Annotated in this window: 22 protein-coding genes and 1 tRNA gene; 15 read left to right on the top strand and 8 right to left on the bottom strand. The window is 64.8% G+C overall.

What is annotated here, in order from left to right; translation table 11 throughout:
* Window positions 1-94: 94 nt before the first annotated feature.
* Window positions 95-1,564 carry a D-alanyl-D-alanine carboxypeptidase gene (locus ASF27_RS00355; RefSeq protein ID WP_056171641.1) on the bottom strand — a complete coding sequence of 490 codons (1,470 nt, stop codon included), beginning with the start codon at window positions 1,562-1,564 and terminating at the stop codon, window positions 95-97.
* A 335-nt stretch (window positions 1,565-1,899) separates the two neighbouring features.
* On the opposite strand from ASF27_RS00355, the gene ASF27_RS00350 reads away from it, so the two are divergent.
* From ASF27_RS00350 to ASF27_RS00335, 4 genes are all read left to right on the top strand, one after another.
* Window positions 1,900-2,250 (top strand): phasin family protein, encoded by a 351-nt coding sequence (locus tag ASF27_RS00350; protein WP_056172160.1) that lies wholly within the window; start codon window positions 1,900-1,902, stop codon window positions 2,248-2,250.
* Window positions 2,251-2,504: 254 nt separating this feature from the next.
* Window positions 2,505-2,906: an ATP-dependent Clp protease adapter ClpS gene (gene clpS / locus ASF27_RS00345; protein WP_056172158.1), complete on the top strand. Its 402-nt coding sequence runs from the start codon at window positions 2,505-2,507 to the stop codon at window positions 2,904-2,906.
* A gap of 24 nt (window positions 2,907-2,930) precedes the next feature.
* Window positions 2,931-5,390, top strand: coding sequence for an ATP-dependent Clp protease ATP-binding subunit ClpA (gene clpA / locus ASF27_RS00340; RefSeq protein WP_056356906.1), 2,460 nt, complete (start codon window positions 2,931-2,933; stop codon window positions 5,388-5,390).
* Between the two features lie 194 nt (window positions 5,391-5,584).
* Window positions 5,585-5,842 (top strand): hypothetical protein, encoded by a 258-nt coding sequence (locus tag ASF27_RS00335; protein WP_056265863.1) that lies wholly within the window; start codon window positions 5,585-5,587, stop codon window positions 5,840-5,842.
* A 49-nt stretch (window positions 5,843-5,891) separates the two neighbouring features.
* On the opposite strand, the gene egtD is transcribed toward ASF27_RS00335, so the two are convergent.
* Both egtD and egtB read right to left on the bottom strand, forming a co-directional pair.
* The gene (gene egtD / locus ASF27_RS00330; RefSeq protein WP_056303125.1) at window positions 5,892-6,830 is read right to left on the bottom strand and encodes an L-histidine N(alpha)-methyltransferase; all 939 of its coding nucleotides are present in this window, start codon (window positions 6,828-6,830) and stop codon (window positions 5,892-5,894) included.
* A gap of 66 nt (window positions 6,831-6,896) precedes the next feature.
* Window positions 6,897-8,168, bottom strand: coding sequence for an ergothioneine biosynthesis protein EgtB (gene egtB / locus ASF27_RS00325; RefSeq protein ID WP_056356904.1), 1,272 nt, complete (start codon window positions 8,166-8,168; stop codon window positions 6,897-6,899).
* A 222-nt stretch (window positions 8,169-8,390) separates the two neighbouring features.
* Here egtB and murI point away from each other — a divergent pair, with 222 nt between their 5' ends.
* Complete coding sequence (murI, locus tag ASF27_RS00320) at window positions 8,391-9,254, top strand: glutamate racemase (RefSeq protein WP_244480910.1); 864 nt, start codon at window positions 8,391-8,393, stop codon at window positions 9,252-9,254.
* A 221-nt stretch (window positions 9,255-9,475) separates the two neighbouring features.
* Window positions 9,476-10,093: a 30S ribosomal protein S4 gene (gene rpsD, locus ASF27_RS00315; RefSeq protein WP_056086744.1), complete on the top strand. Its 618-nt coding sequence runs from the start codon at window positions 9,476-9,478 to the stop codon at window positions 10,091-10,093.
* A gap of 148 nt (window positions 10,094-10,241) precedes the next feature.
* On the opposite strand, the gene ASF27_RS00310 is transcribed toward rpsD, so the two are convergent.
* Complete coding sequence (locus ASF27_RS00310) at window positions 10,242-10,493, bottom strand: hypothetical protein (RefSeq protein WP_056356890.1); 252 nt, start codon at window positions 10,491-10,493, stop codon at window positions 10,242-10,244.
* A gap of 112 nt (window positions 10,494-10,605) precedes the next feature.
* Window positions 10,606-11,379 carry a cold-shock protein gene (locus ASF27_RS23350; protein WP_056171628.1) on the bottom strand — a complete coding sequence of 258 codons (774 nt, stop codon included), beginning with the start codon at window positions 11,377-11,379 and terminating at the stop codon, window positions 10,606-10,608.
* Between the two features lie 375 nt (window positions 11,380-11,754).
* On the opposite strand from ASF27_RS23350, the gene ASF27_RS00300 reads away from it, so the two are divergent.
* The 8 genes from ASF27_RS00300 (at window position 11,755) to ASF27_RS00265 (ending at window position 17,983) form a co-directional block, all read left to right on the top strand.
* Window positions 11,755-12,222, top strand: a complete 468-nt coding sequence (locus ASF27_RS00300) for a response regulator (RefSeq protein ID WP_056171626.1) — start codon at window positions 11,755-11,757, stop codon at window positions 12,220-12,222.
* Window positions 12,223-12,369: 147 nt separating this feature from the next.
* A complete protein-coding gene (locus ASF27_RS00295) occupies window positions 12,370-13,479 on the top strand; it encodes a Ppx/GppA phosphatase family protein (protein WP_056265853.1) in 1,110 nt (369 codons plus the stop codon).
* Window positions 13,476-14,189 carry an RlmE family RNA methyltransferase gene (locus tag ASF27_RS00290; RefSeq protein ID WP_056265849.1) on the top strand — a complete coding sequence of 238 codons (714 nt, stop codon included), beginning with the start codon at window positions 13,476-13,478 and terminating at the stop codon, window positions 14,187-14,189. Before ASF27_RS00295 ends, ASF27_RS00290 begins: the two co-directional genes overlap by 4 nt.
* A gap of 282 nt (window positions 14,190-14,471) precedes the next feature.
* Window positions 14,472-16,160, top strand: coding sequence for a methyl-accepting chemotaxis protein (locus ASF27_RS00285; RefSeq protein WP_056356887.1), 1,689 nt, complete (start codon window positions 14,472-14,474; stop codon window positions 16,158-16,160).
* A 126-nt stretch (window positions 16,161-16,286) separates the two neighbouring features.
* Entirely contained in the window at window positions 16,287-16,796 is a 510-nt protein-coding gene (gene msrA / locus ASF27_RS00280) for a peptide-methionine (S)-S-oxide reductase MsrA (protein ID WP_056171617.1), read from the top strand.
* 463 nt (window positions 16,797-17,259) lie between these two features.
* Window positions 17,260-17,493, top strand: a complete 234-nt coding sequence (locus ASF27_RS00275) for a hypothetical protein (protein WP_056356882.1) — start codon at window positions 17,260-17,262, stop codon at window positions 17,491-17,493.
* 62 nt (window positions 17,494-17,555) lie between these two features.
* Window positions 17,556-17,632, top strand: a tRNA-Pro gene (locus ASF27_RS00270).
* Window positions 17,633-17,671: 39 nt separating this feature from the next.
* Complete coding sequence (locus ASF27_RS00265; RefSeq protein ID WP_056356876.1) at window positions 17,672-17,983, top strand: ETC complex I subunit; 312 nt, start codon at window positions 17,672-17,674, stop codon at window positions 17,981-17,983.
* Window positions 17,984-18,151: 168 nt separating this feature from the next.
* Here the strand turns inward: ASF27_RS00265 and ASF27_RS00260 are convergent, their stop codons facing one another.
* From ASF27_RS00260 to ASF27_RS00250, 3 genes are all read right to left on the bottom strand, one after another.
* Window positions 18,152-18,616, bottom strand: coding sequence for a nucleoside deaminase (locus ASF27_RS00260; protein ID WP_056356873.1), 465 nt, complete (start codon window positions 18,614-18,616; stop codon window positions 18,152-18,154).
* Window positions 18,617-18,655: 39 nt separating this feature from the next.
* Entirely contained in the window at window positions 18,656-19,723 is a 1,068-nt protein-coding gene (locus tag ASF27_RS00255; RefSeq protein ID WP_056356869.1) for a spore photoproduct lyase family protein, read from the bottom strand.
* 87 nt (window positions 19,724-19,810) lie between these two features.
* Entirely contained in the window at window positions 19,811-20,587 is a 777-nt protein-coding gene (locus tag ASF27_RS00250; protein ID WP_056356866.1) for an SHOCT domain-containing protein, read from the bottom strand.
* 234 nt (window positions 20,588-20,821) lie between these two features.
* On the opposite strand from ASF27_RS00250, the gene glgX reads away from it, so the two are divergent.
* Window positions 20,822-23,086, top strand: coding sequence for a glycogen debranching protein GlgX (gene glgX / locus ASF27_RS00245; protein WP_056171607.1), 2,265 nt, complete (start codon window positions 20,822-20,824; stop codon window positions 23,084-23,086).
* Window positions 23,087-23,132 lie beyond the last annotated feature (46 nt).

Below are 23,132 nucleotides of genomic sequence, written 5' to 3'. Positions count from 1 at the left end.
TGTCTGCCGGCATGACGAGCCGGCCCCGCGCCGCCGCGAGGGACGGTTCGGGTCGAGCGCCGATCCGGACGGGATCGACGAATCCGCGGATGGATCAGCTTCGGGTGGCGAAGCAGCTGAAACCGCTGCGCTTCAGCGTGTTGCAGGCATCCTGGGCCGCATCCTGCTCGGAGAACCCCGAGAAGCGCGCGCGGTACAGGGTGGCGCCGCCGTGCTCGACCTTCACCGTGTAGGGCGCAGCCCGGGACAGGGAGCCGCCGGCACGGCTGCGCGCCTCGGCGAGCATGGATTTCGCCTTGTCCTCGTCGTCCATGGCACCGAGCTGGATCACCCAGGCGGTGGGGGTCACTTTGGCGCCCGAGACGGTCTTGGGCGCGGATTCCGTGCGCGGACCGTCGACGGAGGCGAGCCGCGCCGGGCTCTTCACGCCCATCGGAAACGGAGAACCCGGTGCCGTCGGGGCGTAGGCCTGGGCGTTGGCCGGCAGGCGTCCCTTGACGCCGGCGCTACCCGGAGTGGTGGTTGCCCGGCTCGGGGAAATGTCGAGGGGTTGCGCCGTCGAGGCGGTCGTCTCGACATCCTCGTCGTCCGCCGATGCCATCTGCGTGCGCGTGCGCGAAGCGCCGTCGGCCACCACGGCAGGGCGCGCGCGCTCGGCGACCTCGATCGTGGCCGGGGTCTGGCGGTTGCCCGCATAAGCGCGGGGAAGGTTGGCTCGCACGAGATCAGCCATGATCTTGTCGCGGCTCGCCCCGGACTTGCCGCCGAGGACGATGGCGACGATCTGGCGGTCGTCGAGCCGGGCAGCCGTCATGAGGTTGAAGCCGGAATCGCGCGTGTACCCGGTCTTGATCCCGTCGACGCCCTGGACATTGCCGAGGAGACGATTGTGGTTGCCGATCACGCGACCACGGAACGCGAAGGAGCGGGTCTGGAAATAGCGGTAGTAGCGGGGGAAGCGATCCTGGATGGCACGGGCGAGCACCGTAAGGTCGCGGGCCGTGGTGATCTGATCGGAATCCGGCAGGCCCGACGCGTTGGCGTAATTGGTCCGGCCCATGCCGAGAGCCTTCGCCTTCGCGGTCATCATCTCGGCGAAGCGCGGCTCGGACCCGGCGATGTTTTCACCGATGGCGCAGGCCACATCGTTGGCCGATTTCGTCACGATGGCCTTGATCGCGTCTTCGACGGAGATGGTCGAACCGGGACGCAGGCCGAGCTTCGACGGTGATTGCGACGCGGCGAAGGATGAGATGGTGAGGGGCGATTCGAGGGTGTAGCGACCGCGCTCGAGTTGCTCGAAGAGCATATAGAGGGTCATCACCTTGGTGATGGACGCCGGGTGACGCAGGGAATCCTCGTTGACCGCGTGCAGGGTCTTGCCCGTCTTCACGTCGACGACCATCGCCGCGTAAGGCGGGCTATAGCCGCCGCCGCCACGATGATGGGCGCGCCGCTTGGCTTCTGCGGGGGAGGCCATCGTGGCCAGGACCGCCGCCGCCGCGAGCAACGCGGGCAGGGATCGCTTCAGGCCCGGACGCGGGGCTCGCGCGGGGTCGGCCATCGCGTGGTTGGGAACGCTACGCATCACGACTCACTGCCTCGACAGGCACGGCACGGGGCCGGCTTGCACCGCAACATCGGGGCGGGGAGGCATCTGCGCCACCGTTACCCCGCAACATCTGTCAATCAGGCTAGGTGGATGCAGTTACGGCCGGGTTAATGAGGTGCGCTGGATTTTGCCAGTTATATTGCGATGCATCATAACCCTTGACGTTCTATATTGCATCGCACAAATAAGCGGAGCCGGCGGTCCGCGCCTGGCGGGCCGCTGTCCGCGGCAGACCGATGTCGATGCCAAGGGGATGCCCGCCAGGGCAGTGCCAGACGATGAACATGATGACGCAAGCGTTCGAAAAGACCTCCGCCCTCTTCAAGGCTGGCGCCGACGACAAGGCTGGCTTGGGCACCGCAATCAAAGGCTTCACGGCCGTGGCCAAGGCGAACCAAAGCGCCAGCATCGAGTGGGCGGATTATGCCCGCCAGTCCCTTGCAGAGGGCAGTGCCACCATGAAGAAGCTCGCCGCCGCGCGCACCCCGCAGGCCGTCTTCGAAATCCAGGCCGCCTACCTCAAGGGCTCGTACGAGCGCCTGATGACCCAGACCCAAGTCATGCGCGACCTTTATTCCGGCCTCGCCGGTACGATGAAGCCCCAGGGCTCCAGTGCAAAGCTGCCCGCGACCATCTGATCGTCCTCCCGGACCCATCGTTCCATCGGCCCCGCGCGTCACAGACGCGTGGGGCTTTTTTTCGCTTGCCTCGACCCCGAGCCGGGGTCGGCCAGCGGACAAGTGCGCGCAGCCGACTGGCGAAGTCGCCCATCGCCCTATAGATTGTGTTCGCCACCCGCACGGCTCGCGAGACGGGGTGTCTCGACGGTGCCGTGCCGCCTCATGGGGTCGATGCGATTCAGATGTCCGACGTCCTGAAGCAGGGCATAGCCATGACGCAACGGCGCGAGGATTATCGCAACGCACGCGATGCGCCGCTCCGACCCGAGCCAAGGGCGGCCTCGAATCCCGACGATCCGGGGAACGGCGATGACGGCCGGTCCGGCACGGCGATCATCACCCGAACCAAGCCGAAGACGAAGCGCCCGAGTCTGTATCGCGTTCTGCTGCTCAACGACGATTACACGCCGATGGAGTTCGTCGTGCACGTCGTCGAAAAGTTCTTCAACAAATCTCAGGAAGACGCCTACCAGATCATGATGCACGTACACCAGAATGGTGTCGGCGAATGCGGCATATTTACCTATGAGGTCGCCGAGACCAAGGTGACGCAGGTGATGGACTTCGCCCGCAAACACCAACATCCTCTCCAGTGCGTTATGGAAAAGAAATAGGCACCCCCACACAGAGGCCACGCTTTGCCCAGCTTCTCTCGCAGCCTTGAACAAGCTCTCCACCGCGCCCTGGCGCTCGCCGGTGAGCGGCGGCACGAATACGCGACGCTGGAGCACCTCCTCCTCGCCCTTGTGGACGATCAGGACGCCGCGGCAGTCATGCGGGCCTGCAACGTCGAGGTCGACACGCTCAAGCGTAGCCTCGTCGAGTACGTCGACACCGAACTCGCCAACCTCATCGGCGATGGACGCCAGGACGCCAAGCCCACGGCGGGCTTCCAGCGCGTGATCCAACGCGCGGTGATCCACGTGCAGTCCTCGGGCCGTGAGGAAGTGACGGGGGCCAACGTGCTCGTGGCGATCTTCGCCGAGCGCGAGAGCCATGCCGCCTATTTCCTGCAGGAGCAGGACATGACCCGCTACGACGCGGTCAACTACATCAGCCATGGGATCGCCAAGAGGCCCGGGTCGTCCGAGCCGAAGCCCGTACGGGGTGCCGAAGAGGAATCCGCAGCCGAACGCCCGAGCGGAGAGGACAACGACGCCCGTCCGAAGAAGAAGGGTGATGCCCTCGAGGCGTACTGCATCAACCTCAACAAGAAGGCCCGCGACGGCCGGATCGATCCCCTCATCGGCCGTGAGACCGAGGTGCAACGCACGATCCAGATTCTGTGCCGACGTCAGAAGAACAACCCCCTGCTGGTGGGCGATCCCGGCGTCGGCAAGACCGCCATCGCCGAGGGGCTGGCGCGCAAGATCATCCACAAGGAGGTGCCGGAAGTCCTCATCGACGCCACGGTGTTCTCCCTCGACATGGGCACGCTGCTCGCCGGCACCCGCTATCGCGGCGACTTCGAGGAGCGCCTCAAGCAGGTGATGAAGGAGATCGAGGCGCACCCCAACGCGGTGCTGTTCATCGACGAGATCCACACGGTGATCGGCGCCGGCGCCACTTCGGGCGGGGCCATGGATGCGTCGAACCTCCTGAAGCCAGCACTGGCCAACGGCTCGCTCCGCTGCATCGGCTCGACCACCTACAAGGAATATCGCCAGTACTTCGAGAAGGACCGCGCCCTCGTGCGCCGGTTCCAGAAGATCGACGTCAACGAGCCGTCGATCCCGGACGCCATCGAGATCGTGAAGGGGCTGAAGCCGTACTTCGAGGAATTCCATAAGCTCAAGTACACCACCGAGGCGGTGAAGGCGGCCGTGGAACTCTCGGCGCGATACATCAACGATCGTAAGTTGCCCGACAAAGCGATCGACGTCATCGACGAGACCGGCGCCTCGCAGATGTTGGTGCCGGAGGCGCGCCGCAAGCGGACCATCGGTGTCAAGGAGATCGAAGCCACCATCGCCACGATGGCGCGCATCCCGCCCAAGACCGTGTCGAAGGACGACGCGGTGGTGCTGAAGAACCTCACTGACAGTCTCAAGCGCGTCGTCTACGGCCAGCCCAGCGCCATCGAGGCCTTGACCTCGGCGATCAAGCTGGCCCGCGCCGGCCTGCGCGATCCCGACAAGCCCATCGGCTCGTACCTCTTCGCCGGCCCCACGGGTGTGGGCAAGACCGAGGCGGCCAAGCAACTCGCGGCCTCCCTGGGCGTCGAGATGTTGCGTTTCGATATGTCGGAATACATGGAGCGTCATACGGTGAGCCGCCTCATCGGCGCGCCCCCCGGTTATGTCGGCTTCGACCAGGGCGGCCTGCTGACCGACGGCATCGACCAGCATCCGCATTGCGTGCTGCTGCTGGATGAGATCGAGAAGGCCCATCCGGACCTGTTCAACATCCTGTTGCAGGTGATGGACCACGGCAAGCTCACCGATCACAACGGCAAGCAGGTCGATTTCCGCAACGTGATCATCATCATGACCACGAATGCGGGCGCTTCCGATCTGGCGAAGTCGGCTTACGGCTTCACCCAGACCAAGCGCACGGGCGACGATGTGGAGGCGATCAACAAGCTGTTCGCGCCGGAATTCCGCAACCGTCTCGACGCGATCATCTCGTTCGGTCACCTGCCGAAGGAGGTCGTCTCCAAGGTGGTGGACAAGTTCGTCCTCCAGCTCGAGGCGCAGCTCGCCGACCGCAACGTCACCATCGAACTGTCCGACGAGGCGCGCGAGTGGCTGGTGGAGCACGGCTACGACGATGCCATGGGTGCCCGCCCCATGGCGCGCCTTATCCAGTCCACAATCAAGACGCCGCTCGCCGACGAGGTGCTGTTCGGACGCCTCAAGGACGGCGGTGCCGTACGGGTGGTGGTGAAGACGCCCGAGGAGGGTGAGAAGCAGGCCCTGGGCTTCGAGTTCCCGGCCGGTCCGGTGACCCCGAAGCCCGAAAAAGACGTGACCAACGCGGTCAAGAAGCACAAGCGCACGCGGGCCAAGGTCTCCCCGCGGAAGAAGGACGACGGGTCCGGCAACGGGGGCTCCGGAAACGTTCGCACCGTGCCGAAAGTACCGTTGGTCAAAGCCTGAGCCGTCGAGACATGGAGCGGGATCGGTCGGGTCGTGCCGGCCGGTCCCGCTGCTGTTTCAGGAAGGCGAACGGCACCTCGATTCAAGCGGTCGACACGCGGGCTTGCGATGGTTAGCAAGCGGGCCTTGAGGCGCCGGCGCTTCGGTTCAGCGCACGGTGCGTGTGGTCCAGTCAACCATCAGGGGGCATCCGAATGAGCGATCTGCATGAGGGCCCCCTCACGCCGGTACAACATCAGTCCGCGCCTGCTGCGACACGGCGCGACGATCGACGCGCGCGCCGCCGCCGTCGCCACAGGGGAGAGGAGATTCTCGGCTGGATCCTCGTCCCGATCATGGTCGTGGGACTCTATTGGGGAATCAATGCCGGTTTCGACGCGCTGGGCACGTCGCCGGGACAGGTTTGGGATCAACTGATGCAGGTCAAGGCGATGATGGAGAAGCGCAGCTGAGGTCTCTTCGCGGATACGATGTCCGGGACGAAATTTCAGGCGCGACTTCTCACGCCCGCGTCAGGGCGTGGATCGAGAACAGACCCTCGGCATCGGTCCAGGCGGCCTGCGGCATCCAGCCCGCCGCGACAGCCAGGGTCCGGAAGCTGTCGAGCGTGTACTTGTAGCTGTTTTCCGTGTGGATCGTCTCGCCCTCGGCGAAGGCGAAGGTGTGGCCCGCGAGGTGAATCGTCTGCGCCCGCCGGCTCACAAGATGCATTTCGATGCGCGACGCGTCCGCGTTGAAGAAGGCCCGGTGGCCGAACCCCTCGACGTCGAGGATCGCCCCGAGTTCGCCCGCGATGCGAATGAGCAGGTTGCAGTTGAACGCCGCCGTCACCCCAGCCGCGTCGTCGTAGGCCGCCTCCAGCACGGTCCTGTCCTTCACGAGGTCGACGCCGACGATGAGGGTGGCGCCAGGCCCGAGCACCCGGCCGAAATGCGCCAGCAGGTACGTCGCCTGGGGCGGCTCGAAATTGCCGATGGTGGAGCCGGGAAAGAACCCCGCGACGGCATCGTGCGACAGCCCGTCCGGCAGGGTGAAGGCGCGGGTGAAATCCGCCGCCACGGGCGCGATGGCGAGGTTCGGGAAGTCGGCGGCCAGGGTCTCGGCCTCGCTGTGCAGGAACGTCTCGGAGACATCCACCGGCACGTAGGCGGCGAGGTCCGGCCGGTGCACCAGGAGGCGACGCACCTTCACGGTTGAGCCGCTGCCGAGCTCGACCAGATTGGCCCGAGCCGGGAGGCATGCGGCGATCTCGGCACCTCTGGTATCGAGGATGCCGAGTTCCGTACGGGTCGGATAATACTCCGGCTGGCGGGTGATGGCCTCGAACAGGTCCGACCCGGCCGCGTCGTAGAAATACTTCGCGGACAGGAATTTCTGCGGCGCCGAGAGGCCGGCGACGACGTCGTCCTCGAATTGCTGGCGGGCGTCCCGGGCAGCCAGGGGCTTCGCGTTCGTGAAGACGGGATTGATGGTCAACGCTGGAGTCTCCGGGACGCGGGCTTCAGTTCAGATGCGGATGTCGGACAAGCGCAGGCCCGTGAACTGCCAACGCTGATGCGGATAGAAGAAGTTCCGGTAGCCCACGCGGGCATGGCCTTCGGGCGTCGCCACCGACGAGCCGCGCAGAACGAACTGGTTCGACATGAACTTGCCGTTGTATTCGCCGAGCGCCCCGTCCACGGGCCGGTAGCCCGGATAGGCCGTGTAGGCACTGCGGGTCCATTGCCAGACGGAGCCGAAGGCATCGGCGAGGCAACCGTCGCGGGCCGCCACTTCCCACTCGAACTCCGTGGGCAGGTCGCGTCCGGCCCAGCGCGCGTAGGCGTCGGCCTCGTAGTAGCTCACGTGGCTGACGGGCAGGGACGGGTCGATGGGCCGGATTCCGGCGAGCGTCATGGAAGCCCAGCCGGCTTCGTCCTGGCGCCAGTAGCCCGGCGCGTTCCAATCCTCGGCCTGGACCGCGAGCCAGCCGTCGGAAAGCCAGAGTTCGGGCCGGGTGTAGCCCCCATCGGCCATGAAAGTGAGCCATTCGGCGTTCGTCACGAGCGCGCGATCGAGGGTGCCGCCCTGGATCAGCACGTCGTGCCGGGGTGATTCGTTGTCGAACGAGAACCCCTCGCCGCCATGCCCGATCCGGGTGATGCCCCGGGCCAGGTCGACCTTGCCCGACGCGGCGGATGGCGCAGGAAAACGCCAGTCCGCGTCGTAGGCCGGGCCAAGGGGGTTCTGCGCGAAGGCATGCAGGATATCAGTGACCAGCAATTCCTGGTGCTGCTGCTCGTGATAGAGCCCGATTTCAAGAATCGGCAGCAGCGTTTCGAGGGCCGCCGCCGAGGCCTGCGCGAGAAGCGCGTCCACGGCGCGATCGACATGCGCCCGGTAGCCCGCCACCTCCGCGGTCGTCGGCCGGGTGATGAGGCCGCGCAGGATACGGGGCTGACGCGGACCGGCGGCGACATAGTACGAGTTGAACAGGTAGTGCAGGCGCTCGTCATAGAGCGCGTATCCCGGCAGGTGCGCTCGGAGCAGGAACTGCTCGAAGAACCACGTCGTGTGAGCGCGGTGCCACTTCGTCGGACTCGCATCCGCCATGGACTGGACCTGCTGGTCCTCCGGCGACAGGGGGGCGGCCCGGCGCTCGGTCTCGTCACGGACATGGTGGAAGGCAGCGATCCAGGCCGTGCGGTCGACGGGCTTGGAACCGAGATTCGGGGGCGGGAAAGCGGGGCGGCCGGACAACGCAGGTCCGGTGTCGCGAAACGCTGCGGTCGCTGCCATGCCGATGTCTCCAGAAGCTCGTGGTTTCGGAACATATGGTGGACGCGACATTCGGCAACGGCCGCCGGGCCGGTCGGTTCGTCGCGGTTCGTCAAGCTTGCGACGCGGTGTTCGAGGACGATCGCCTTTTTCGTGCCGTGGTCACATCCTCTTAACCGGGCGCCATCGACACTTGCTCCCTTGGGTGGGACGTCGGACCAGGTTCGGATGCGGAACAATCTCATGGCGGGCACGGCCACGATTCCCGTGGCGACGGGCGCGAACCCGACCCCGACGATCCTCGTGTTCGATTCGGGACTCGGCGGCCTCACTGTGCTGGAGCAGGTGCGCCGCGCCCGCCCGGACGCGGCCTACGTCTACGCGGCCGACGACGCCGCCTTCCCGTATGGCCGCCTGGACGAAGCAGCCCTCGTCGACCGGGTGCTCGCCGTGATGGACCGCCTCGTCGCGCTCCACCGGCCCGACCTCGTGGTCATCGCCTGCAACACCGCTTCGACCCTCGTCCTGCCGGCCCTGCGCCAGCGCTTCACGATTCCGTTCGTCGGCGTCGTTCCACCAATTAAACCAGCCGCCGAAGCGACGCGCTCGCGCCGGATCAGCCTGCTCGCCACCCCCGGCACGGTGGCGCGCACCTACACCCACGAACTCATCGAATCCTATGCCGCGGCCTGCGCCGTGACCCTGGTGGGGGCCCCGAACCTCGCCGGGTTCGCCGAGGCGGAGCTTGCCGGTACCCCCGTGGACGATGCGCGGCTCTCCGCAGAGATCGCCCCGTGCTTCAGTATCGGCGACGACGGGCGCCGCACCGACGTGGTGTGCCTCGCCTGCACGCATTACCCCCTGCTGCTGGCCCGCTTCCAGGCCCTGGCGCCGTGGCCGGTCCTGTGGATCGACCCCGCTCCTGCCATCGCCCGCCGGGTGACGCAGCTCCTCGGCGCGCCGCCGCGTGGTATGGAACACCGCGCTGGCTCCATACTCGGCGCCTTCACGGGCGGCGCCGGGCTCACCGAGCCCCTGCGGGCCTCCCTCGCCCTGCGCGACGTCACCTCCGTCGCCGTCGAGGCGATGCCCCTCGGGCTCCAGTGAGAGCACTTTCCCGACGACGAAGCCGGCTCGGCATTGACGAGGGCACGGCCCTACTCTAGGGAAACGCACGTGACGGGGTCCCGACGAGGGGCCCCGAAACGTTTTCAAGCGCACCCGTGAGTCGGCTTCGGCCGCTCTGTCGTTCCGGGTCAGGCCATAGGGCCGGTCCGGAAAGAGGAGGGCGCGTTCCTCGATAGATCTCCGTTGCGAGAGGAACCGCGATGTCAAAACGCATTCAGGCGAAGCACAAGCTCGATCGCCGCATGGGCCAGAACATCTGGGGCCGCCCGAAGAGCCCCGTCAATCGCCGCGAGTACGGCCCAGGCCAGCACGGCCAGCGCCGCAAGGGCAAGATGTCCGACTTCGGCACTCAGCTGCGCGCCAAGCAGAAGCTGAAGGGCTACTACGCCAACATCACCGAGAAGCAGTTCCGCCGCTACTACGCCGAGGCCATCCGTCTCCGGGGCGATTCGGGCGAGAACCTGATCGGCCTGCTCGAGCGTCGCCTCGACGCCGTGGTCTATCGCGCCAAGTTCGTGCCGACCCCGTTCGCCGCGCGCCAGTTCGTCAACCACGGCCACGTCAAGGTCAACGGCCAGCGGGTGAATATCGCCAGCTACCTCGTGAAGACCGGCGACGTGATCGAGGTCAAGGATTCCTCGAAGCAGCTCGAAATCGTCGTCGTGGCATCGCAGCTCGCCGAGCGTGACGTACCGGATTACATCGAGGTGGATCACGCCAAGATGACCGCCCGCGTCACCCGCATCCCCAACCTCGGCGAGGTGCCCTACCCCGTCCAGATGGAACCGAACCTCGTGATCGAGTTCTATTCGCGCTGATCCGCCCGGATCGCCCCCGATGTGAAAAGGGCCGCCCCATGGGGCGGCCCTTTTCGTTGGTCGGGCGTTCCTTCGCGAGGCGTGGGTTTGGTGGGCGCCGTTTCGCATCGGCCCTTGCCGAGACCCGGCATCCACGCTTGGCCGATGTCTAACGGGGAAGAGAGGGGCGATCCTTCAGGTTCCGAACGCGCAACGCCTCCGACGCCTGCTGCGCGCTCGGCGGCATCTCCTGGGCGCGGGCGCCATCCGGAGCGAGGAGACCGGGTCCCGCGTCGGTCCGGTCCCGACCGGACAAGGCATAACCTGCGTTCACGCCCGCATAGGCACCGGTAAAGTCTTCCGGCCAGGCCGGGACGGCCAGGGCCGCGAGCCAGATCAGGCTGAGCGGGACGATTCGCATGGTCTCTCCACCTGGAATTTCGGGGCTGAAACGCGAAACGGCGGCCCCGGGGGACCGCCGCTCGCTCGAACTGAACTTGGAACCATGGCCAAAGGACGGCCGGGCTCACGGATCAATCGTCGACGTTGATGCTCTGAGCCTCACGACCCTTCTGACCCTCGACAACACCGAGCACGACCTGCTGGCCTTCGGCCAGTGATTCGAGGCCGGCGCGCGACAGGGCTGAACGGTGCACGAAAACGTCCTTGCCGCCATCGTTGACCGACACGAAGCCGAAGCCCTTGGCCGGATCGTACCACTTCACGGTGCCGCTCATCTCCGTGGAGGGGCCGCTGGCGAAGCGTCCGCCGCCACGGTCGCCGCCGCCAGCGCTGCCGTAGCGATCGCCGCCACCGGCGGGGGCGCCATAACCACCACGGTCGCCGCCGAAGCGGTCGCCGCCGCCGAAGCCGCCGGTACGGGGCGGACGCGCATCGCGCATGGGGGCCGCCTCGGCCGTGGAGGTGTCGACGCTGGTGACGTCGGTCACCTGCGGACCCTTCTGGCCCTGGGCCGTATGGACCGTCAGGCGCGTGCCGGGCAGAAGGTCGGCATGGCCTGCGGCTTCGACGGCGCGGATATGGAGGAAGGCATCGCCCGAGCCGTCAGCCAGCTCGACGAAACCGAAGCCCTTCTCCTTGTTGAACCACTTGACCGTCGCATCGCGCTCCGGTCCCGAGGGGGCTGCCGCCGCGCGCGACGGGGCGCGGTCGAAGCCGCCGCCACCGCCGAAGCCGCCACCGTAGCCACCGCCGCTCGGCGGAGCCTGATCGGGCCAACGCGGCTCGGCTCCACCCTCATCGAAGCCGCGCTTCTGCGGCCCCCTGAAATCACGACCACGTCCCATAGAAAGCTCGCAAAAACCGTCCGCCGACCATCATTTGTGAATACCGCGTGCGCGCCATCCCAGACAGCCCACGCTCCGCACTATCATTACCCCCGGCAGCGGTGACCAAGAATAACGCCTTAGTCCTGACTGAAACGCGCCACTCTCGCAAGGTCCATTTCGGCGCCCGAGCGACGGTTCCCTTAATTTTGTGCGGCAAAATGCGTAGCGGATCGGGGTGGGTGCAGAAAGACTGTGGGAAGGTTTGGTTCCGATCGCCCTTGTACGTCGAACGCGGGCGGATTTGGGTCCGACGTTAGGAAAGCGAAAAGGCTCGTGGGTTAAGGGTGATGCCGGGCCGATCCGAGTGAGCGGACCGGAGCCGAATGCTGCCGCATGATCGCCACACCAACGTTTCCGGACCTGTCCGCCCTGGTCGTGGACGAAAGCTTGTACATCCGCCGTATTGTGCGGGACATGCTCATGCGCGTCGGCATCAAGCGCGTCCTCGAGGCTCCCGACGGGGCCGAGGCGCTCGGGGTGCTGGCAGAGAGCAAGCCGGACATCACCATCATCGATTGGGATCTGGCGATTCTCTCGGGTGAAGAGTTCATTCGTCTCGCCCGCACACCGACCACATCGCCTTCTCCGACGGTCCCGATCATTCTGATGCTCGCTCAGCCGCGCCGCAACGTGGTCGACCGTGCGATCTCGCTCGGCGTCAACGAGATCATCGCCAAGCCCTTCTCCCCGAAGACCCTTTGGTCGCGCCTCGACGAGGTGATCCACCGGCCGCGCCCATTCTCCCAGGTCAAGAGCCTGCTGCGGCCAGTGCCGCGGCTCGCCGCCGCCGGCAAGGCGTAGCCTGACCGACGCAGAAGCGCCGCGCCAAGGGCGATCCGCGCAACGAATCCAGGGCTTTGCAGTTTGCCCGCGACACCTGTAGCGTGGAGCCTGAATGATGATCCGGCTCTCCGCCTGGGATCACGCGGAAGGACTTCGGCACAGCCGATGCGGGAAGAGAGTGCCGCGACCATCCCGGCCCGCTCCATGGCCGGCCCGATCACCCCCACGGTCGCGCCGGGGGAAATGCAACGATCCGGAACGCAGGCCACCACCCACCGGCCGCCGCGGCGGAACGCTTACGCCGCCCTCGATCTCGGCACCAACAATTGCCGTCTCCTTATCGCCGAGCCCGCATCCCACGGGTTTCGAGTCATCGATGCGTTCTCGCGCATCGTACGCCTCGGCGAAGGCCTCGGAAATGCCGACCGCCTGAGTGAGCCCGCCATCGAGCGTACCATTGATGCCCTTCGTGTTTGCCGTGCGAAGATGCAGGCGCGCGGTGTCGTACGCGCCAAGATCATCGCCACGGAAGCCTGCCGGCTCGCAGTGAACGGCGCGGCTTTCGTCGAGCGCGTACGCGACGAGGTCGGTCTCGATCTCGAGATCGTCGATCGTCAGACAGAGGCTTACCTCGCGGTCACGGGCTGCGCGGCTTTGGCCGACCCCTATGCCGAATCGGTGGTGATCTTCGATATCGGCGGCGGCTCCACGGAGATCGCATGGCTCGACGGCGCGGCCACGAACCCGTCCACCGACCCGACCCTGCGCATCCGCGCCTGGGACTCCCTGCCGGTGGGCGTGGTCACTCTCGCGGAGCGTCACGGCGGCGCCGACGTGACGCGCCTGACCTTCGAAGGCATGGTGGAAGAAGTGGCCGACATGCTCGCCCGCTTCGCGATCCGTGCGGCGCCCGCCGCCAATGCCCGGCACTTCCACCTGCTCGGCACGTCGGGAACGGTGACGACGCTCGCGGCCATGCATCTGCGCCTCGCCCGTTACGAGCGTCGCCGCGTCGATGGCCTGTGGATGAGCGACGGCGAGGTCGGGGGCGCCATCGACGACCTCCTCGACACGCGTCTCGACCAGCGGGCGGACAATCCTTGCATCGGGCGTGACCGGGCCGACTTGGTGCTGGCGGGGTGTGCGATCTTGGAAGCAATCCGGCGGGCGTTCCCATCCGATCGCCTGCGGATCGCCGATCGCGGCCTTCGCGAGGGGCTCCTGATGAACATGATGCGTGAGGACGGCGTGTGGCGCCGTGGGGGTTACCGGTGAGTGACAGGCGTGGTGCCGGTGCAGGGTTGCGCGGCGAACTCAAGCAACGGGTGAAGACCGGGCGCGGTCGTACGGCTTCGCAGAAACGCTGGCTGGAGCGCCAGCTGAACGATCCCTATGTCGCCCGTGCGAAACGCGAGGGCTATCGCTCGCGGGCCGCCTTCAAGCTCATCGAGATCGACGAGCGCTTCAAACTCCTGAAGCCCGGCCAGCGTATCGTCGATCTGGGCGCCGCCCCCGGCGGCTGGTCGCAAGTGGCGGCTAAGATCGTCGGCGACACCGGTCGCATCGTCGGGATCGATCTCCTCGAAATCGAGCCCATGGCCGGTGTCGAGTTCATCACCCTCGACTTTCTCGACCCTGCGGCACCACAACTGCTCACCGGCCTGCTTGGCGGGCCGGCAGACCTGGTCCTGTCTGACATGGCTGCCAATACCACCGGTCACAAGCAGACCGACCACCTGCGCATCATCGGTTTGGCCGAGACGGCCGCCGAGTTCGCCCGTGAGATTCTCGCCCCCGGTGGGTCTTACCTTGCGAAGGTTTTCCAAGGCGGTACCGAAGGCAGCCTTCTCGCTGATCTGAAGCGCGATTTCGCCAGTGTGCGGCATGTCAAGCCGAATGCCAGCCGTGCCGATTCGAGCGAACTCTACGTTCTCGCCTCGGGCTATCGTGGTGGGCGGCGATCGGACGACGCGGAAGAAGCCTGAGAACTCTCGGCTCCGGCCGGGTTGTTCCTCGGCTGATCCGAAAGGTCCGCCGACCCGACACATTGCACGGATGTCCGAGCGACGCCGAGTGCGCGACGCACAAAGCACGCGGCTTGCCTAGCCAGCCTGGAAGTATCTTGCATTCAAATGCTGGGTTTATTCAAATTAAAGGTGCGGCCTGCGATTTAATGGCAGTCAAAGTCGCGACCGATTTCAGAAAATCTTCATTTCTCATGGTTAGACCAGATCGATGCTCTTTCCGAAATCGATCGGGTAATATCGATGACACAATTCAGATTGTCGATCCGGACTCGTCTGATCGGTGCTTTCGCGATCGTAATCGTTCTCATGACCGGTATCGGGGTGGTGGCGCTGCAGGCCACGCGTACCATCAATGATTATCTCGTGCAGGTTCAGTCGGATTCTTTGCCGAGCGTGGCGAAGGCTGGCGAAATTACATCCTGGATGGCGCGTTACGCTATCAGTGTCTATCGCCACAGCGCGCTCCTCGACCCGGATTCCAAGAAGCGGGCCGACACCGAGCTTGATGAGCGTGGGGCTCATGTGGCGAAGGTGGTCGGGGAGTACGCGGCTCTCATCAGTTCGCCCGAAGAGCGAGTCTTGTACGACCGGATCAAAGCCAATTGGGCTGCCTATCGGGTTGAGGTCACGGAGATCCTGGCGCTGTCACGCAGAGGCTTGAACGAGGATGCTTTCGAGCGCCTCCAGGGCAAAGCCTCCGAACTCCAACGCTCGTCGATCGACACATCCAACGAGTTGGCCGCTTTGAACAGCAGCCTCGCCGCACAATCACGCCTCGCGAGCGAGCAGGCGTTCGAGCGAACTGAAACCATCGTGCTGACCGTGGTCGGAGGCGGGCTCGTCCTGTCGATCTTGCTCGCAGTTTTCATCATTCGAGGCATTTCCGGCGGGATCGGTGCCGTCGTCCGGCCAATGACCGCGCTCGCGGAAGGCGATCTCACCGCCGTGATCCCGAACCAGGGCAATGGCACCGAGATCGGCCGCATCGCCGACGCCGTTCAGGTCTTCAAGGACGGTCTCATCCGCATGAAGCATCTGGAGGAGGAGACCACTTTGGCGCGTGCCGGAGCCGAGGCCCAGCGCCGGCAAGGCATGCGTGACATGGCCGATTCGTTCGAACGGGCGGTCGGTGGAATCGTCGGTTCGGTGGGAAGCGCTGCAGCCGAGCTCCAGGCGACGGCTCAGACAATGACCGCGACGGCGACTCAGGCGGGCACTCGGTCCGTCTCCGTCGCAGCGGCGGCCGAAGAGGCTGCCATCAACGTTCAGACCGTGGCGGCCGCGGCGGAAGAACTCGGTTCGACGGTCCAAGAGATCGGACGGCAGGTCCAGGGCTCGGCCCACCTGGCGGAGGTCGCCGTGCGCGAGGCTGGTGCAACCGCCGCCCTGGTGCAAGATCTCAGTGGCGCCACCGCCCGGATCGGCGACGTGGTCAAACTCATCGCCGATATCGCGTCGCAGACCAACCTTCTTGCCCTGAACGCAACCATTGAGGCGGCGCGAGCTGGCGAGGCCGGACGCGGATTCGCGGTGGTCGCGGCGGAGGTCAAGGAGCTCGCGAGTCAAACCGCACGCGCAACCGAGGAGATCGGCAGCCAGATCGCCCGCATCCAGGGGGCGACGGGAGACAGCGTGACCGCCATCGCCGGGATCCGCGGTCGAATCGGCGAGATCAGCACCGTCGCGATCTCGCTTGCGGCGGCCGTGGGACAACAGGGTGAAGCAACCCAGGAGATCGTCCGAAACGTCTCCCAGGCGGCTGCGGGTACGGGCGAGGTGACGGTGAACATCGCCGCTGTCGCGTCGGCCGCCGAGGAGACCGGTACGGCCGCCACTCGGGTTCTTGCGTCGGCCTCCGACCTGTCGCGTCAGTCCGGCCATCTCAGTGCCGAGGTCGAGCGGTTCCTCGCCAGGGTCCGCGCCGCCTGAGCGGTTCAGAGCGCCTCCGTTCTTGCCGCGATGCCACGGTCGGTGCCTAGGGTGCTGGAAACGACCACGCGATTCACCATCTGAGTAGCGGCGGCAGCCTGCCGCCCAGATGGAAGGAACCCATGCATGACCACCGAGCGCGCTGTGCTGGCAGGAGGTTGTTTCTGGGGGATGCAGGACCTCATCCGTAAACAGTCGGGCGTCATCGCGACGCGGGTCGGTTATTCCGGCGGTGAGGTGCCGAACGCAACCTATCGCAATCACGGCCGTCATGCCGAAGCGATCGAGATCCTGTTCGACCCTGAGGTGATCGGCTATCGCAAGCTTCTGGAGTTCTTCTTCCAGATTCATGATCCGACCACGGTCGATCGGCAGGGAAACGATCGGGGACCGGGTTACCGATCGGCGATCTTCTACGAGAGCGAAGCGCAGAAGGCAGTGGCCGAAGACACCATCGCCGATGTCAATGCATCCGGGTTATGGCCCGGCAAGGTGGTGACTGAAGTCTCGCCCGTCGGGCCATTCTGGGAGGCCGAACCAGAGCACCAGGACTACCTGGAGCGCATTCCGAACGGCTACACCTGTCACTTCATACGGCCGAACTGGACGCTGCCGCGCCGGGCCGACGCTGCCTGACGCGGTCCGCAATGGGGCTCGCGCCGCCGTATCGTTGCGGCCGGTGCGTGCTCCCGTTGCGTACGCGCTCGGGACCGTTGGACATTCAGTCAACACGACAGTCAACAGGAAGAACCGTCCGTTTCGATCGTGAATCGATCAGTATCGTCGTCACCATCGAAAGGGGCATCGATCGTGCCTGTGACGTCCGGCTTTGCTCCGGAGTTCGATTTCGGAATGGTCCAGCGTTCCCTATGCGGCTCGAAGGACCGGACTTGCTGGTCGATCATCTAACCCGCTGCCCAGTCGATGTGAGACGTTTTTTCCACCGAATCATTAGAATCCGATGCGTCCCGGATCGCTTCGCTTAACGAGGTCCGTGCACCTTTCTGTCCGAGACCAATGAGTTCTCCAACCGCCGCAGGTTGTCGGCCTTGAAGCCGCAGCCTGATGGGGGGCGTCCGGGAAAAGCGAGGAGCGGCACATGATCAGTGCGGTGTCGATCAGCAGCGGCGGCATAGCGGCGGCCACCCAACGGTTCGCCCAAGCCGCGGAGGGGATCGCCAGGATCGGCACGAGCCTGCCTGCGGCGGCACAGGTCGATCTGTCGACCACGGCGATGCAGCTTCTCGCGGCCAAGACGGACGTTTCCCTGAACACCGTGATGCTCCGCTCCTCGCTCGATATGGAGAAGCGTGTCCTCGATATTCTCGCCTGACCGCTTCCATCCTTGCCGGGAACACGCAAAGCTCCTAAGAGCCAAGGGCGTCGAGAACGCGTCGGGGTGTAGCGCAGTCTGGTAGCGCATCTGGTTTGGGACCAGAGGGTCGTAGGTTCGAATCCTATCGCCCCGACCATTTTTCGACTGGTAACCCGAGACCGTTGGGAATCGTCCGATGTCGAGCGCCCGGATCTATCAACCTGCGAAGGACGCGTCGCAGTCAGGGCTCGCCCGCACGAAGGTTTGGGTCCTCGAATTCGACCAAAGCGCACCGCGTGAGACCGACCCGCTGATGGGATGGACGAGCTCCTCGGATATGCTCCAGCAGGTCCGCTTGGAGTTCGAGACGCGCGACGAGGCCATCGCCTATGCCGCGCGTGCCGGCTTATCCTACCGGGTCGAGGAGCCTCAGAAACCGATCGTTCGGAAGGGGCTGTCCTACTCCGATAACTTCAAGTTCAATCGTACGGCGCCTTGGACGCATTGAGCGCAGCCGAGTCTATTCCGGTCAGAGCTGCATCAGTATCGTCACTGCACCGAAGATCAGCACTGCGGTAACCGTCACAGCCAACAGGATCAGCGCAGCGCGCGATTCGCGAAGATCGTTCTCTGTCATGGCCCCAGGCTAGCGCCGGCAACTTACAAAGCCAATGACTTAATCTCTAGTCTTTTGGCGTTCTCGCCATGCCGCGTACGGATGATCTTCGGCGGGTACCGGGTGATGCGTCACCTGCATCGGTTGGTCAGCCAAGGGGCGACAGAGTTCGGCGTAGATGCCCGCACTGATGAGGCCGTAGGTTTCGGCCTCCTCCGCTGTATAGGCGAAGTAGGCTTCGCGGATGCCTGCGAGTCGCATGGCGGCATGGCACATCGGACAGGGACGTCCGCTGGCATAGACGACACAATCGTCGAGCTTTGCCGATCCCAGAATGCGGCTCGCCTCCCGGATCGCAACCATCTCGGCATGATCAGTCGGATCCCGCGTCTCGGCCGTGCGATTGACGGCGCGTACGAGGACAGCCCCGTCCCGCACGATCACGGCCCCATACGGACGGCCTTCGGCGAGCACATTGCCGTGGGCCAGCGTGACGGCGTCGAGAAGATGGGCTTCATGGGTCATGGCTGAAGGCTCTCCAGGGCCGGGCTTCAAAACGGATGGTCAGAATGCGTAGCGGACGGTGCAGTACGGCATCCGTTCGCTGAGGAGTGCGGTGAAACGGGCGAGCCACCGGCCTTTCCAGCCTGTGCGGTAGCGCAGATTGGTACCCCCACCCTGGGAGATCTTGGCTTCCTGAATGTCGGGGCGCCAGAGGAGATCCTCGGCCTTGGGATGCCAACCCAGATTGACCGCATGCAGATCGGCATTGTGGGTCAGCATGATGATCTCGGCTTTCACCTGCGCCCGCGCTGCGCGCCCGATCCCATCATCGATCGCTGTGAAGAGCTCAGCCCAGTCCGCTTCCCAGCCTTCGTAAAGGATGACCGGCGAGAAGTTCAAATGGACTTCGTAACCGGCGGCCACGAAGTCGTCGATGGCGGCGATCCGCTCTCGAATCGGGCTCGTGCGGACGTCGACGATACGGGCGATGCGCTCGGGCATCAGCGAGAACCGAATGCGGGTCTTTCCCTGCGGATCGTAGGCGAGAAGGTCGCGGTTCACCGCCTTGGTTGCGAAGGACGCCTTTGCGTTGGGCAATGCGCGGAACAGGCCGATGAGGTCGCGCACGGTGTCGCTGATCGCGGCATCGACCGAAAGATCGCCGTTCTCGCCGAGATCGTAGACCCAGAGGGCGGCGTCGACGCTGTCCGGCGCGGACAAGGGCCCCTGACGCTCGGCATGCCGACGGATCGCGGCACAAACCGCCTCGACGTTGACGAACAGTGAGATCGGATTGGCGAATCCCTTACGGCGCGGCACATAACAATAGGCGCACGCCATAGCGCAGCCGTTCGATGTCGAAGGGGCAATGAAGTGAGCACTGCGCCCATTCGGACGCATGGCCAGCCCCTTCTTCACCCCCAGGACAAGTGTCGAGCGCTTGATCCGCACCCAATCGTCAACCGAGCCGGCGTTGCCGTGGAGGTCCGGGATGTTCCAATGTGACGGTACCTGGATGCGCTGTGCGTCGGGGAAGCGATCCAAGATCTCACGGCCGCGCGGAAACGTCGTGACTGCCGCCTCGTGATAGATCGTCCGAACATCGATGAAGTCGCGCGAGAGTCCCATCGAGGAGACATGGGACTCGGCGAGCCGGTGGCGACCCGCATGCAACCTGCTGGCTGTGGACACGTCGGCGCAGGACATCGACACCCATCAGAGGCGCGCCAGCAGCTCTGCTTTCTTGGACGAGAATTCCGCTTCCGTCAGCACTCCCTTGCGTTGGAGTTCGGCCAGTCGTTCCAGGGTCGTCAGAACCTCGTCGGCCGGGGATTGCGCGCGCGCCGGGCCCGCTTCCACCCGATGAATGGGTTCAGGCGTGAACGGCTTGGGCTGAAGGGTGGTATCTCGCTGGACGGGCGTGTCGGGTTCGGTGGAGGTCGATGAGGAAACGAACGATTCGCCACGATCGTCGTCGATCCGACGCAGGGATTCGAGAGGAATGGCCCCGTCAGGACCGGAGAACCGTAGGCCGCCAGTGCCACCCTGCTGCTGCGAAACCCCGGTGATGTGCTGCCCTGCCGTTCCATAGAGAATGACATTCCCATCCATCGCGATGGCGAGGCGTTGGGCATGCGGAAAATAAGCATAGCGCAGACCGTTTTGGGAGCCCGAAGTCGCGGGCCGTCCGAGGTGCTGCGGCCACCAGGCTTCCGACGTGACGCTGGTGATTGGAAAGCCGACTGCCGGCAGGGCTTCGGCCAGAGTGCTGCACAATGCACCGACGCGGGCTTTGAGCTCCGCGTCGAACATGTTGCCGATCATCGTCATGCCACCCGACGACCACTGACCGAAGCCGCCGAGTTCGCGGTGGTTGAACTGTGCCATGGTGCCGTTTCCGGCCTGTAAGGCATCGACGAGATGGCGGATGGCGTCGAGGCTTACTCCGTACCGGTCGGCGATGGTTTGCAGGCCGTTCGGTTGGTCGGTCATCGTTGAGTACCCCATGGGAGGGTGAGGCGATGCATCGGGAAGCGATCGATCCCGCCGAACTCCGTGATGCACCCTCGACCCCAGAATGGTGCCCCGCGCCAGGCTTCGCAACGCAAAAAGTTTTCTCGGGCGCGGACCTTCGAGGGAAGCGTGAGCGTTCCCGTTTCGGTTTTGGCGTGCCGACGTGCCCGATGAGAGCGCCGCATCGGGCAGGGCGCCGTCCCTGGAGCAGTTATGGCCGACGATTTTTCTCAGACGGGCAAGGCGTCCGCCACCCGCTCGCGTATCAAGGAAGGCTCACCCTATCCGCTGGGGGCAAATTGGGATGGGCTTGGGGTGAATTTCGCCCTGTTCTCGGCCCATGCCACGAAGGTCGAGCTCTGCTTGTTCGACGATGCGGGCGAACAGGAACTCGAGCGCATCGAACTGCCGGAGTACACGGACGAGATCTGGCACGGGTATCTACCCGATGCGAGGCCAGGTACCATTTATGGCTACCGCGTACACGGTCCATACGATCCGAAAGCCGGTCACCGCTTCAATCCCAACAAGCTGCTCATCGACCCATATGCCAAAGGTCTCGTTGGCTCCATCACCTGGAACCCGGCCCTGTTCGGGTACCAGATGGAGACAGGCGACGACCTGACCTACGATGAGCGCGATTCCGCGCCGTTCACCCGCCGTAGCCGGGTGATCGATCCGGCCTTCACCTGGGGGCGGGACCGAAAGCCGCATGTGCCGTGGGAGAAGACGATCTTCTACGAGACGCACGTAAAAGGCTTCACCAAGCTTCATCCGGCCGTTCCGGAGAAGCTGCGCGGCACGTATGCAGGTCTTGGGACACCGGCGGTGCTCGATTACATCAAGAGCCTTGGCGTCACGTCCGTCGAGTTGCTGCCGGTCCACGCCTTCGTGCAGGACGACTATCTCCAGGAAAAAGACCTGGTGAACTACTGGGGTTACAACACGATCTCGTTCTTCACCCCAGCCCGGCGTTATTCGGCAGTGCCTGATTTTGCCTTCTCCGAATTCAAGGAGATGGTCGCGCGCATGCATGGCGCCGGTCTCGAAGTGATTTTGGATGTCGTCTACAACCACACGGCGGAGGGCAACGAGAAGGGGCCGACGCTCTCCTACAAAGGTGTCGATAACGCTTCGTATTATCGCCTGATGCCCAAGGAGCCGCGTTACTACATCAACGACACCGGCACCGGGAATACATTCAATCTCTCCCACCCGCGGGTTCTGCAACTCGTTACCGACTCGCTACGCTACTGGGCGACCGAGATGCGTGTCGACGGATTCCGGTTCGATCTTGCGACGATCCTCGGCCGCGAGCCCCATGGGTTCGACGAAGGGGGCGGCTTCCTCGATACCTGTCGCCAGGATCCCGTACTCAATTCCGTCAAACTGATCGCCGAGCCCTGGGATTGCGGCCCCGGCGGCTACCAGGTCGGTGGTTTTCCACCCGGCTGGGCCGAGTGGAATGACCGGTACCGTGACGACGTTCGCGGCTTCTGGCGGGGGGATCTCGGCTTGCTTCCGTCGCTTGCGTCCCGAATCACTGGCTCAGCGGACAAATTCAACAAGCGAGGGCGCAAGCCCTGGGCATCGGTGAACTTCCTAACCGCCCATGATGGTTTTACGCTGAACGATACGGTTTCGTACAACGACAAGCACAACATGGCGAATGGGGAGAACAACCGAGACGGGCACTCCCACAACCTCTCCAACAATTACGGCGTGGAAGGGCCGACAGAGGATCCGGAAATCCGGGCCGTGCGCCTGCGCCAGATGCGCAACATGATGGCGACGCTGTTTCTGTCTCGAGGCACGCCGATGCTGCTCGCTGGTGACGAGTTCGCCCGGACCCAGAACGGCAACAACAATGCCTATTGTCAGGACAACGAGATCTCTTGGCTCGATTGGGGCGCCATCGGCCCAGAGGAGCGCGACCTCACCGAGTTCACGCAGCGGCTGATGATTCTTCGTGAATCGTTGCCGATTCTCACCCGTGGGCGGTTCCTCACCGGTGAGTTCGACGAGGAACTCGGTGTACGCGACGTGACGTGGCTAACCCCGGCCGGCACTGAGATGACGCCGGAGAACTGGTCGCAGGGTGATGCTCGGTCACTGGCGGTCGTTCTCGACGGCCGGGCGCAGGTCTCGGGTATCCAGCGTCGGGGCGGCGACGCCACGTTGCTGCTGCTCTACAATGCCTACCACGATCTCGTGTCGTTCACTTTGCCGGCAACCATAGGCGCTTCCGCGTGGACGCGCCTCCTCGACACCAATCTGCCTGACAGTCAGGAAGTGGTCAGCGTACCGATCGGCGAACGCTACGATGTCACGGGTCGCTCGATGCTTATGTTTGTGCTCAAGCCCGAGGAGGTCGAGGACGCCGAGGTGACCGAGATGGAGCGTTCGTACCAGCATGTGATGCAGGCGTTCGAGCGCGCCAACATCGACAGCGTCCGCTTCGGCGCGCGCAAGGATTGATGTGGGTCCGGGACGGTGCTTCGTTCGCATCGTCCCGCTTGTCGTC

Origin of the sequence: Methylobacterium sp. Leaf102, assembly GCF_001422425.1 — a bacterium.
Taxonomy (GTDB): domain Bacteria; phylum Pseudomonadota; class Alphaproteobacteria; order Rhizobiales; family Beijerinckiaceae; genus Methylobacterium.
The sequence above is the reverse complement of the archived record's forward strand: the minus strand, read 5'-3'. Positions and strand labels throughout refer to the sequence as shown.